Raw genomic sequence first — 11,757 nt, forward strand, 5'->3', positions numbered from 1 at the left:
ACGATTCGCATGCGCCAGGAATCTCCTCGGGCTACTCGACGACAGGCGGGACAGTATCGCGCCGCCCGCGCGTCCAGGTCTCCTCGTCCTCGGTGAGGTATTCGGGCCGACCAGAGGCTGGGCGGCGAGGAGGACTGACTGAGGCGCCACCGACGTGCGGCATCGCACCTGGCATCTGTGTGCCCCGAACGAGACCGGAACCGCCCTGAGTGAATTCCGACCTCAGGCCGGACGAGTTCCGCCCCGACGCCGGATCGCGCGGACTGCCGACGACACCGCCAGGCTCGGTAACGAGCCTTCGGCCCGTTCCTGCGCCATGAGCACCGAAACCACTGCCGCCCACCGGACCTGGGTAACCACCCGCCCCGACAGGGCCACGTCCCATCAGGCCGCGCTCTTCACCGACAACCGCGCCTCGGGGCAACTGCGTGGCGCCGGTCCCATCTCCCGGAACCTTCGGAAGACCACCCACGATTCCATCGTTCGGACGCGGCATACCGCCGCCTCGGGGTACCGCAATGGTCGCCTCGGGGCGGCCAATACCCGAACCGCCGCGCGTCGCTCCGGTCTTGGCTCCTCCACCGCCGCCCGGGCCCTGAGGCAACATGACAGGGGAACCACCCGGCCCCTGAGGCATGGCAACACGATCGTGGTGCTGAATGCCATCAGGCGCTGGAGCGGTCGGCTGTGGAGTCGGAAAAGTGGTCGTTGAGTCGATATTCGTTCCTGACACCCAACCGGCGCCCGGTCCCATTCCTGGCTGCGCGCTGACGCTTCCATGTCCCACTGCGCCTGGATGCCCCACAGCGCTTACAACACCACCGGCTTGGGGAGCAGCATGTGCTGCCCCACCAGAGACGCCGTTGTGAGGCGACGAAGAAAAGCTGCCACTCCCGCCACTCGATGCGTACCCACTTGCGGGTGAAGCCCCGTACGGTCTCTCCACGTCCCTGTCGATGCCGGCATCGATCCCGGGCGGCAGCGCGAACTTCGGCTCCTCCAGCTTCCCCAGATCCGTCTGCGCCGTCGCGTAATACGAATCCAGCATCCGCATCGCGTCAACCGCATGCTGCCGGTCCGTCTCCGCCGCCTTCAGGCGCGCCCGTTCCTTCTCCGCATCCGTGAAACACACCGAGCCGCTCGGTTTCGGCATGCTCGACTGGGCCTTCGCGAGCCCCTCCGCCGCCTTGTCCATCACGGCGCCGGCCGATGAGACATAGTGCGCCAGCTTCGTGGTCTGCATGACCGTCTGCTCGCCCCACTTGCGGAAGGCCTCGCCGCCCTCGCCTTCGAGCCGGACCCGGCCGATGTGTTCCTTGAGGTCGTTGCTGATGGTGTTCAGGTCCTTGAAGGCCTGTTGCAACGCCTTTCCGACGCCGCTCAGGTTCTCCGGCTTGGCATCGGCCACCATCGCATAGAGCTCTTCATGTGACTTGCCCTGGAATTCCGCGTCCGACATCCCTGTCTCCCCCTCCCCTTAGAGCCCGGCACCGCCGGTGCCGGCCGCACCGGGGGCGGCCGGCTTCGCCGGGGCGCCGCGTCCGTACTCGTGCGCTCGCTCCTGGATCGCCCGCATCCGGGCGGCTTCGTCCGCGTCGACGCCGTCGTAGCCGCGTTCGGCGATCACGGCGGCGAGGCCCATGGCCTCGACCTGGTCGCCGAAGACCTTGGACAGGGTCTCCAGTCTCGCGTGGACCGCCTCGTACAGTGCGGCCAGGCCCTCGGCGGAGCCGAAGCCCTTACCGAAGGAGCCCGGGGCGACCTTCTGGTCGCCCATCGTCTTCGGCGAGGCCGCCGACTTCTCCAAGTTGGCCAGCACCTCGTCGATACGGTTCTTGAATGTCGTCAGCGTCTCGGCTTCTTTGGCCAGGCGTCCGCTCATGCCCAACTCCCCCTCCCCCACACACTCCTTCGTCACTGTAGTCACTGGTGACTCGGCGTCCCAACCAGATTGCCGCCAGGTACGCGTCAGGTCCGCGTCAGGCATCCGTCAGGGCACGGCCACCGCGACGACCACGTCCGCGTCCTGGGAATCCAGCTGGCCTTCGTTGAGCAACAGCAGGCGGTCTCCCCTGAGATGGGACACCAGGGCCCTGGGGCGGGCCAGGCGCCATTCCGTCGCGCGGAGGTCGCGGGCGAGGTGCGTGGTGCGGGCGACTTCACCCGTGCGGGTGGAGACGCGGGACAGTTCGCCGACGCGTTCCGGGGTGCCGGGGACGTAGACGGCGAGCAGGCCGTTCTGCACCGAGACGGGGAACGCGGTCCGGTTGGCGTCGGCCTTGTAGGTCCATTTCTCGCGACCGTTCGCGAGGTCGTAGGCGGTCGTGGAGCCCTTGCGGGCGACATAGACCGTGTCACCGTCGATCAGGTATTCCGGGCATTTGCTGATGCTCGCCGAGCAGACGCTGCCGTCGTGGTCGCGCCGGAGCTCGATGCGGGAGCGTTCCTTACCGTCGGTGTCATTGAGGGCGACCAGTCGCAGGGGCTTTCCCTGGCCGTCGCCGGTGAGCAGGACGACAGGACGCGTCGAGAGGACTTCGCGGACCTCCTCTTCGCCGCGCCCCTCCCACGTCCACTTCGGCTTGTCGAGCGCCTCCGGATTCTGGGAGCGCACCCTCGACCGTTCCTCGCAACGGGCCAGCGTCAGCATCTGGGAGCCACCGGCCGCGCCGACGAAGCGGCACGGCTCCTTCTGGGGCGAGTCCCCCACCAGCTTGCCGTCCGCGAGGCTGACGATCTTGGCTCCCGTGGCCCAGGTGATCAGGCCGTGGCCGGCGTTCACCGCCACTTCCAGCTCCGCCTTCCACTTGTCCGGCCGGAAATTGTCCAGGTCCGGGTCGTCGGCCTTGTGAAGGGCGATGGGCTCCGACCAGAGCCGCACTCCGCGCCGGATGTCGATGACCGTCATCGCGTCGCAGAATCCCGACGCCTTGAGGGCGATGAGCACACGGCCGTCGTCGGCGTCCCTCGACGCCGCGCACAGGACTCCGTCCAGCACCAGCGACCACTGCTTCGCACCGGTTTTGAGGTCGTAGGCCGTCACCATGTCGGGCTCGGCCTTGACCACCGTGGTCGGGGTGAACCAGGCGCCCGGCGCCGCGTCGGCGCCTCGTGACGGTTCGGTGCGGGCCGTCTTCTTCCACACCATCGCTCCCGCCTCTGCGGCACCCGGACCCTGGGCCGAGGGCTTCGGGTCACCGTCCGGCCCGCCCCACACGGCGTACGCGCCACCGCCGCACGCGAGGAGGAGGGCGAGGATCAGGCCCGTCGTCCAGAGCTTCCGCCGGGCCATTCCGGTTCTCAAGAGCTGTGGCGGCGAGGGCGGGGGCTGGAGGGGTGGCAAGCGGTAGGGCAGCTGCTGCTGTTGAGACATCGGTTTTCTCCGTCGGAATCAGCACAGAGGGGAGGGAATCGCAGGCTTGGCGTACGGCGTTCAGCGGTCAGGCGAATGACAGCGCCAAGTGCTCATTCCTGTTGCCCGGTTCGCCGAAGATGAAGAGCCTGTCGTCCTCGAAGTACACCTGTCCCATGAACGCGACGTTCCGTTCCTCTTCGGCACTCTCCGCCGGCATGCGCTTGATGACCGCCGCCGCTCCGTCGCGCGGGTCGAGCGTGACGAGCTTTCCGCCTTCTCCCGACTGGGCGATCTGGTAGACCAACGGCCGGTCGCCGACGAATCCGAGGGGCGTGCTGACCCGGTTCCCCCCGGCCTTGCTCTCCCAGCGTTTCTCTCCGTTGGCCAGGTCGATGGCGATGATGCGGTTCTCCTGGGTGTGATCCGCCGTCTCCTGGCCCTGGCTCGACAGGTAGACCGTGTCCCCGCGGACGATGGCGTCGAACGCGTTGCCGTTGCCCGTCAGCGAGATGATGGCCCTGGTCCGGCCCTCCGGGCTGATGCTGATCAGGTCCGTGATCTCGTCCGACCGGTCCCTGCGGCTGACCGAGACGACGACCGGGTCCACGGAGGGGACACCTCTGACCTCAAGCCCGTCCGGCACCTTCCAGGTCCACACCTCCTTGCCCGTTTCCGGGTCGATTCGCTGGACGAACGCGCGCCCGTCGCCCAGGGAGCAGCCGAGCACGGAGAGCAGGGTCTTCCCGTCCGTCGAGGCACGGTGTTCCATGCAGTTGTCGCTCACCCGGAGTTTGGGGTGGTCCAGGACCCGGCCGTCATCGGCCGCGAAGGTCGCCGATTCGCTGGACCCCATGACCTTGACCTTGCCCCGGAACATCAGGATCTGCGGATCGCCGTAGTCCGTGTTGAGCGGGTTGTTGAGAGGAAGAGGCGCATCCCATTTCTTGCGCCCGCTGCCGAGGTCCACGGCCATGAGGCTGTTGCAGTCGTCGCCGGTCTTCGAGGTCTTCGAGTACAGGACGGCCACCGTGTCGCCGTCGGGCTTGCGCGCGGCCGCGCAGAGCACTCCCGGCAGCGGGATGCTCCATCGCTCCGTACCCTTCCGGACGTCGTAGGCGGTGATGTCCCGCGCCCGCGTCCGGATCGCGTTGCCGTGGGCGAACCAGGTGACCGGTTTCTTGGGGGTGCCGTTGGCCTCGGCGTCCTTGTCCTTGTCGGGGTTCCGTACGAGCCAGTCCAGGCGGGTGTCCACGCGGGCCGGCGCCGTCGGCTTCGCCTGCGGCCCGGGCTTCTCGCCGGTCCTCCCCCAGAGCAGCCAGCCGCCCGCGCCGAGGCCCGCGATCAGAGCGAGCGCCAGCACGATGAGCAGGGCCTTGCGCCGTACACGCCCGCTGCCGCCGTTACCACCGCTGCCGCCCCCGCCGGTATCTCCCCCGCCGAACACCGGTGGTGGTGGGCCGAAGCCCGGTGGCGCCGAGGAGCGTTGGTTGATGTCGGTGTCCCAGATCTGCGGGGTGCGGGGCGGCTGGTGTGGCGGCATGGGCGGGGGCGGCTGGGTCATGAAACGGAACGAATCCTTTCTGCGCGTCGGAAACATCATCGATCGGTGGACTGGTGGCCGAAGTCCCGCCCCGAGACCCTCGCCGGTTGCTAGCGTCGGCGGCGGTGCCTCGCACCCATACCGTCGGCTGATCGGAAGAGGAGCCCCGCGCAGTGGCCACAGAAGAAGAGAAGGAAGCGCTGTACGCCATGGACATCTCGGGCGCCGAGTGGCTCAGTGCCCCGGGCGACACTTCCGAGGTTCGTGTGGAGATCGCGTATCTGGAGGGCGGCGCCGTCGGCATGCGGGCGTCGAACGACCCCGACACGGTGCTGCGTTACACCGCGAGCGAGTGGGAGGCGTTCGTACTGGGAGTGCGCGACGGGGAGTTCGACATCGAGGTCGAAGACACCGGTGACGGGAAGACCGATACCGCTTCCGGCGCCAAGGGGTGACGGCCGGCGCGGGGCGTGCCGGGTATGGCCGACACGCCCCGCGCCGTCACCGCGGTCACGCGTCCGGAGCGCTGATCGCGAAGATGGTGCCGTCGTCCTCGCTGCCGATCGGCCCGTCGTTGGTCAGGAGCAGGCGGTCGTTCACCAGGCGTGGGGCGCCCGGGGCCTTGCCCATTACGGCCTCGTTCTTGCGGTCCCGTTCGTTGTCCGAGTGGTCGACGGTGCGGACTTCCTTGCCGGTCGCCGCTGACACATAGGCGGTGCGTCCGGGGCGGTCGGGCGTCGCCGGAATGAACGTGGCCAGTTGGCCCTTCCGTACGGCCACCGGGATCGCGACGCGATTGGCATCGCCCTTGTAGGTCCAGCGTTCCTTGCCGGTGGTGAGGTCGTAAGCCATCGTCACGCCTTGTCCCGCGACATACAGCGCGTCCTTGTCAGCCAGCGCTCCGGTACAACCGGACGTCGAGAGGAAGCACTCGCCCAGGCGCCAGTAGCTGTTGTAGGGAACGCGCGTCTTCTCCTTTCCGCTCTGCGGGTCCAGGACGACGAAGTCGTAACGGCTGTCGTCGCCACCGGTGCCGGGTGACTGCGAGAGGACCAGCGGGTCCGTGGAGATGACGGACACGAAGCCGTCATTGCGCTTGAGCGATGTACTCCACCGCGGCTTGTCCAGCTTCCTGGGGTCGAGCGAGCGAATCTTGATCTCGCGGTCACCGCAGTAGGTGATGGCGATCAGCTGTTTGCCACCCGCCGCGTCGGCCCATTCGCAGGCGTTCTGTTTCTGCTGGTCCACGCGTTTGCCGTCGGCGAGGCTGCGCGTCTGCTCGCCGTCCTTCCACGCCGTATAGACGTGGCCGTCGTGGACGGCGAGCTTCGGGCCGGACTTGCCCCATTTATCGGGGTCGAGGTTGTCCCCCGCGTCTTTCTCCTCCACCAGCAGCTCGTCCCACACCCGATGGCCGTCGCGCAGGTCGATGGCCTTGAGGTTGAGGCAGTGGCTCCCGAACATGACGGCGACGACCGCCACGTTCCCCTCGGTGTCCCGGGAGGCCGCGCAGAGCGAACCCGTGAGGAGGAAGGACCACTTCTTCTCTCCGGTCCTGATGTCATAGGCCGTGACCACGTCCGGTTCGGCCTTGACGACGAGCGTCGACGTGGTCCACGTGCCCAGGGACTGCGCCACCTTGTCGTCGGGCTTGGTCCGCGCCTTCGCCCACCAGGCGACCGACCCCGCGCTCCCGGCCTGGTCACCGGCTTTCTTTCCCGGCTTCGGCGAGTCGTCGCCCAGGAAGGACCACAGCGCCCAGCCTCCCGCCGTGAGCAGCAGGGCGAGAACCAGGCCGATGAGCACGGCCGGCCTGCGCCACAGCGGCCGGTGAGGGGTGAAGTTCCCGCCGAGACTGGAGACGGGCCGCTGGACGGCTCCGGAAGATGTCGATGCCATCGGTGGAAGCGATGGCGGCGTCGACTGGTGCGGGTACCCGTACGAGGGGTGGGGTGGTTGCGTCACTGACCGGGCTCCTGGATCGCTGTTCTCATTCGGGGACACACACTCGTCAGTGGAAGGACATCATCATCGCGTGGTCCCTGATTCCCTCGTCTGTGACCAGATAGAAGCGGCCGTCGTGGAAGTAGGCGGTGCCCAGGCGACCGAGCTCGTATTCGCGTTCATTGGATTCCTGGGGCATCTTCATGAAGTCGGCAGATTTCCCGTCGGCCGGGTCGAGGGACAGCAGTTTTCCGCTCTCGTCCTTCGTGGCCTGCTGATAGACGAGCAGGCGCCCCTCGTGCATGGTCACAGGGCGGTTTCCCCGGTTGCCGCCCAGCGTGGTGGTCCAGCGCTGTTTGCCCGTGGTCAGGTCGATCGCGACGACGGCATTGGGGCTGGCACCGTCGTTGGTGGTCTCCTTGGCGAGCGTGGACAAATAGACCGTGTCGCCATCGACCACCGCCATACGGCAGGACGTCAACTCCGCGAACCTGCAGTCCGTGAGGTTGTACGGGCCGGCCGAGAGGGATATCAGCGTCTTCAGGTGCCCGTTCTCGTCGAGGCTGACGAGGTCCGAGAGGTTGGTGTCGTTCTCCCGGCTCACGGCCAGCACGGCGGGCTTCACGGAGAGGACGTTCCTGACCGTGATTCCGGCCGGGACCTTCCAGACCCACTTCTCCATGCCGGTCCTGGGGTCCACCTCCATGACGAATGTCCGCCCGAAGAGCTGGCATTCGGCGACGGTCAACCACGATGATCCGTCGGCGATCGAAGACCGCTCCTGACAGCCGTAATCGTGGGGCTTGCGCCGGGCACCGTCCCCGATGGCGAAAACCCTCGGCTCGCCGACGTCCGCCACCGACACGACGCCCTGACCGATCGCGATGCTGGCCGAATCGTTATTACTGCTCAGGCCCTTTTCGTTGGTGAGCTCCTTCGACCACAGCGCACGGCCGCGCCCCAGGTCCACGGCCATCAACATGTTGCAGTCGTAAGGGCCCTTGCCGTGGACGACCGCGACGATTCCGTCGACGGGCTTCGAGGAACTCTTGCAGGCGTATCCGGGGACGGAGACGCTCCAGCTGGCTTTGCCTGTCTTGACGTTGTACGCCGTCACCGCCCGGCTGGTGGTCAGTACGACATTGTCCTTGGCGTACCACAACGCCCCCATCGGGCGGACGCTCTTGCCGTCCTCCTCGGGAACCGACGCCATCCAGTCGAGCTTGGCATCGATCGCCTGTACCGGGCCCTTGGGCTTCGGCGAAGGATCGTTTCCGCTACCACCCCACAGGAGCCAGCCGCCCGTGCTCACGCCTGCCACCAGCAGCAGCCCCAGTCCGATGAGCAGGGCCTTGCGCCGCTTGCCGCCCTCGCCGGTGCCGCCGGCCGTGTCCGGGCCGTCCGACGCCGACGGCCCGAACGCCCCGGGGGCCGGCCCAAAGCCGACCGGCCCGGCCTGTGGCCGGCCATCCGACGCCGCCGGAACGGTACGCGGATCGCGCTGGTCGTAGCGGGTGTCCCAGACCTGGGGCGGACGCTGCCGCGGAGCCTCCGGCGGGAGCGCCCCGCCGTGCGGGGGAACGGGTGGTGGCTGAGTCATGGATTCCTTCCTGCGGTACCGGGCCCGCCCCGGTGGGGCGGTGGGCGGGATACGGCCACGGTCGCGGCCGCGCGCCTATGGCTCTGCGTGCGACTGCGACGGTGAACGGGGCAGCGCCGGTAAGTGGCGCGACGGCGGTTCCTGCTCACCCGGCCGCGCCCCACGGCGCCGGACCGGGCCGCCCGACAACGGCTTCGGCCCGTGGGCGCCGGCTCGTACAGCCACGGGTGCGCCCACGGCCGTACGGGCGCCGGCGCGCTCACCCGTCCGTCCGGACATCGGCGCGCTCACGAATCCGCGCGCCCGCGCCGGCGGTTGCGGTCGCGTACGACGACGGCGGTGCCGGCGATCGCGGCGACCAGCGCGGCGGTGCCGCCCAGGGCGTAGGTGGCCAGGCGGGTCTGTCGCCCCTGCGGGGTCTCGCCCAGGGGGAGGGCCGCGGGTTCGGGGGCGGCGACGGGGTGGGCCGGGTCGTCGGGGGCGGTGACGCGGTCGAGGGGGTGGTCGTCCTCCGTGAGGGCGCGGGCGGGGTCGACGACGCCCCAGCCGATGTAGCGGTCACGGCCGGCGGACGGGCGTTCCGCGGTCTGCTCGATCTGGGCGACCACCTGGTGCTGTTTCCAGTCGGGGTGCTTGGCGCGGATGAGCGCGGCGACTCCGGCGACGTAGGGGGCGGAGAAGCTGGTGCCGTGGTCGACGCACTGCCCGCCGCCGGGAACGGTGGAGACCATGTCGACGCCCGGCGCGGCCACGCCGACGAAGTCGCCGGACTGGGAGAAGGGCGCCCGTTCGTTGTTGCGGTCGGAGGCGCCGACGGCGAGGACACCGGGGTAGGCGGCCGGGTAGGTGGCTTTGGCCTGGCCGTCGGCGCCGTCGTTGCCGGCCGAGGCGACCACGACGACGTCGTGGGAGAGGGCGTACTGGACGGCCTGTTCCAGGTCGGAGTCGGGGCGCAGCGGGGTGGCGGTGTCCTGGGAGATGTTGATGACGCGGGCGCCCGCGTCGACGGCCTGGCGGATGCCGACGGCGAGGGTGCGGGAGGTGCCGGTGCCCTTCTCGTCGTTCTGCCGGATCGGGATGATGACGGACTCGGGGGCGATGCCGACGAATCCGCTCGTCGGGGAGGGGCGGGCGGCGATGATGCCGGCGACCTTGGTGCCGTGGCCGACGGGGTCGACGGTGGCACCCGAGGGTCCGGCGGATCCGGTCGGCCCGGTCGGTCCGGTGGCGGGGGCCTGGTCCTTGGCGCCGGTGAGCAGGTCGGTGCCGCTCTTGGCGTCGACGGCGTCCTTGAGCTGCGGGTTGAGGTTGTCGACGCCGGTGTCGATGACGGCGACGCGGACGGGGTTGCCGTGGCCGTCCCTGCCCCGGGTGTCCTGCCAGAGCTGGTCGAGGAGGACGCGCTGGAGCGACCAGGGGGTGCCCTTGATGGGTTTGGCGGGGTAGGTGCACTCGCCGCTGCCGTCGAGGGCGACCGGTGCGGGGGCGGTGATGGAGGTCGGCGCCGCGCCGGTGGTGAGGGCGGTCAGCAGGGTGGCGGAGAGGAGGGCCTGCGTTCGCTTACGGGCGCTCAGGGCACCCAGGGCGTTCAGGGCGTTCAGGGCGTTCACGGGCGTTCCCTCACGAACCCTGTGGCTGCTTGGCGCTGTTGGTGTCCAGCCGTGGCCCGGTCGGCAGGAACTGGGACCAGTTCGCGGGGACGGGCACGGGGTCGACGTCCTTGTAGCCGAGCCGGACGCGGGCCTGGTCGGCCTCGGGGACCGTGGGCGGCTCGCCGGGCCGGGTGTCGGCGGGCTCCTCGCCGATCTTCGATTTGCCGGTGGCGCTGTCGTTGTTGGACTGGACGGCGTAGCGCAGTCCGGTGTCGGTGACGAGGAAGACCGCGCCGCTGTGGGTCTGGCGCCCGGTGACCTGGCGGTAGAGGAGGCCGGAGCCGGGGGTGACATAGGCGCTGGTGGCGCCGTCGGGGATGGTCGCGGGGTAGTCCTTGCCGGTCCAGACGCCGAGGTCGGGGGTACCGGAGGCGTCGAGGCCGCCGAAGAGGGCGCACACGGTGCCGCCGCCGGCGAGGGGGTCGCCGGCGCCCGCGAGGCGGGGCACCTGGGCGGGCCAGTGGTCGACGCCGTGGAACTCCTCGGCGTCGGGGGTGAAGTCGGCGGCGCTCACACGCTCGGGGGCGCCGGCCTGGCCGAGGGGGGCGAGGTCGCGGCTGCTGAGGAGGAGTTTGGCGACGAACTCCGAGACGCGGGCGACCTTGCCGGGCAGCACGACGTAGTGCTGGGTGGTGGCGCCCGTGGGGGCCTGGAGGATCATGCCGACGCGGTTGGCCGTGGGCTTGAGGGTGGGGACGCCCGCCGGTGCGCCGACGCGGCCGCCGACGGTGGGGACGGTGATGGGCGTGCCCTCGCCGAGGGTGCCCAGCCATTCCTTGGTGACGCGCTGGGGCTGGGCGCCGTCGGGGAAGAGGGCGCGCAGGAGGACGCTGCGGTCGGCGGGGTCCTGGTGCTGCCAGTCGGGCCCACCGATGAGGTAGCGGGTGCCCTTGGGGTCGACGAGGTAGCGGGCGTCGTCGGGCCCTTGGACGTAGAGGGCCCGGTCGCCGCGCAGGCGTCCGGCGCCGCTGAGCGTCCTGGCCTTCGGGTCGTTCGCGGAGAAAAGGAAGACCGCTTTCTGGGTGGTTTTCCCGTTGCCCCCGGGTTGTTGGCAGACAGCCCATTGTTTCGGTTTGCCCGCTTGGGTCGCGGTGGGCATTCGGTCCGGTGCGTACGGAATGCCGAGAGTGGGACCGCGCGGAATATGTCCGTCGTCGAGCTCGGATTCCCGGACCTTGATCACTCCGGCCTTGCCGGGGGCGAGGAGCAGCCGGGCGGAGGCGAGATTGAGGACGGGGTGGAGCTGCTTCCTGCCGTCCGTCTTCAGCACGACGTAGCGGGTGGTGGAGTCGCTGCCGACGATCACATGGGCGGCGACGTCGTCCCACCCCTTGGGCGCCACGGGCCGGAACACGCCCCAGGCGCCGAAGCCGGCGACGAGCAGGGCACCGATGACGACGCCGGGCACGACCGTGCGCAGCGGACGCGGGGCGCCTTCTTCGGAACCGGTGGGCGAGGGCTGAAGAAAAGCGGCAACCGTCCGTTTCTTCGCGAAGGTGTAGGCGTTGAGTTCGTCCCGCCGTGATGCCATCTCGAGCTGTTTCTCCCCCGTTTTCGCCGTGGCTTCCCTCGGTCGCCCGGCGTCGCCCTATCGGGCCCGGTGTCGTACCGAGCCTCTACTATGCCCGTAAGTGATCGACACCTGTCGCCGGGGGAGGGCTCCCGA

9 protein-coding genes are annotated in these 11,757 nt (G+C 69.4%); 1 reads left to right on the forward strand and 8 read right to left on the reverse strand.

All coding sequences use genetic code 11. The features are described 5' to 3' along the window. Nucleotides 1-31: 31 nt before the first annotated feature. From ACFYZR_RS09530 to ACFYZR_RS09545, 4 genes are all read right to left on the reverse strand, one after another. Nucleotides 32-1,459, reverse strand: coding sequence for a hypothetical protein (locus ACFYZR_RS09530; RefSeq protein WP_391907417.1), 1,428 nt, complete (start codon nt 1,457-1,459; stop codon nt 32-34). An 18-nt stretch (nt 1,460-1,477) separates the two neighbouring features. Further along, complete coding sequence (locus ACFYZR_RS09535; RefSeq protein WP_391907421.1) at nt 1,478-1,882, reverse strand: hypothetical protein; 405 nt, start codon at nt 1,880-1,882, stop codon at nt 1,478-1,480. Nucleotides 1,883-1,990: 108 nt separating this feature from the next. Beyond that, on the reverse strand, nt 1,991-3,373 hold the full coding sequence (locus ACFYZR_RS09540; RefSeq protein ID WP_391907424.1) for a PQQ-binding-like beta-propeller repeat protein: 1,383 nt from the start codon (nt 3,371-3,373) through the stop codon (nt 1,991-1,993). Nucleotides 3,374-3,440: 67 nt separating this feature from the next. Then, on the reverse strand, nt 3,441-4,916 hold the full coding sequence (locus ACFYZR_RS09545) for a PQQ-binding-like beta-propeller repeat protein (RefSeq protein ID WP_391907425.1): 1,476 nt from the start codon (nt 4,914-4,916) through the stop codon (nt 3,441-3,443). 152 nt (nt 4,917-5,068) lie between these two features. On the opposite strand from ACFYZR_RS09545, the gene ACFYZR_RS09550 reads away from it, so the two are divergent. Next, a complete protein-coding gene (locus tag ACFYZR_RS09550; RefSeq protein ID WP_391907428.1) occupies nt 5,069-5,350 on the forward strand; it encodes a DUF397 domain-containing protein in 282 nt (93 codons plus the stop codon). 55 nt (nt 5,351-5,405) lie between these two features. Here the strand turns inward: ACFYZR_RS09550 and ACFYZR_RS09555 are convergent, their stop codons facing one another. The 4 genes from ACFYZR_RS09555 to eccB all read right to left on the reverse strand — a co-directional run bounded on the left by ACFYZR_RS09555 (nt 5,406) and on the right by eccB (nt 11,622). Then, nucleotides 5,406-6,794: a PQQ-binding-like beta-propeller repeat protein gene (locus tag ACFYZR_RS09555; protein ID WP_391907430.1), complete on the reverse strand. Its 1,389-nt coding sequence runs from the start codon at nt 6,792-6,794 to the stop codon at nt 5,406-5,408. A gap of 112 nt (nt 6,795-6,906) precedes the next feature. Next, a complete protein-coding gene (locus ACFYZR_RS09560) occupies nt 6,907-8,439 on the reverse strand; it encodes a PQQ-binding-like beta-propeller repeat protein (protein ID WP_391907432.1) in 1,533 nt (510 codons plus the stop codon). Nucleotides 8,440-8,726: 287 nt separating this feature from the next. Next, the gene (gene mycP, locus ACFYZR_RS09565; protein WP_391907435.1) at nt 8,727-10,049 is read right to left on the reverse strand and encodes a type VII secretion-associated serine protease mycosin; all 1,323 of its coding nucleotides are present in this window, start codon (nt 10,047-10,049) and stop codon (nt 8,727-8,729) included. Nucleotides 10,050-10,059: 10 nt separating this feature from the next. Beyond that, nucleotides 10,060-11,622, reverse strand: coding sequence for a type VII secretion protein EccB (eccB, locus tag ACFYZR_RS09570; protein ID WP_391907438.1), 1,563 nt, complete (start codon nt 11,620-11,622; stop codon nt 10,060-10,062). Nucleotides 11,623-11,757: the final 135 nt, after the last annotated feature.

The sequence above is a fragment of the Streptomyces sp. NPDC001678 genome, assembly GCF_042892945.1.
Lineage (GTDB): Bacteria > Actinomycetota > Actinomycetes > Streptomycetales > Streptomycetaceae > Streptomyces.